This window comes from Nocardioides malaquae (genome assembly GCF_015070385.1).
Taxonomy (GTDB): Bacteria; Actinomycetota; Actinomycetes; order Propionibacteriales; family Nocardioidaceae; genus Nocardioides; species Nocardioides malaquae.
This window is the reverse complement of the sequence record NZ_JADCSA010000191.1, coordinates 1-327: the sequence shown is the minus strand read 5'-3', so window position 1 is coordinate 327 and position 327 is coordinate 1. Positions and strand designations below refer to the sequence as shown.

The 327-nt window shown below is 50.8% G+C and carries 1 protein-coding gene; it reads right to left on the bottom strand.

Going from position 1 to position 327, the window contains the following annotated elements; translation table 11 throughout:
- Nucleotides 1-327: helicase-related protein (locus tag IEQ44_RS15675; protein ID WP_264674493.1), on the bottom strand; the 327-nt coding region annotated here is incomplete at both ends.

Below are 327 nucleotides of genomic sequence, written 5' to 3'. Positions count from 1 at the left end.
CAATATAGGTCTCAATAGCAGGCAAATTCAATGCATACTCTTCACACGCCAGGCTGATAGAGTGACCGCTTGCGCCTGCGCGACCTGTACGACCAATACGGTGAACGTAATCTTCACAGTCATCGGGTAAATCGTAGTTAAAGACGTGCGTCACTGCCGGAATATGCAAACCACGCGCGGCAACGTCGGTGGCAACCAGAATATCCAGATCGCCACGGGTAAATTCATCAAGAATACGCAGACGTTTTTTCTGCGCGACATCGCCTGTCAATAAACCGACACGATGACCATCTGCTGCCAGGTGGCCCCAGATCTCTTCACAACAGT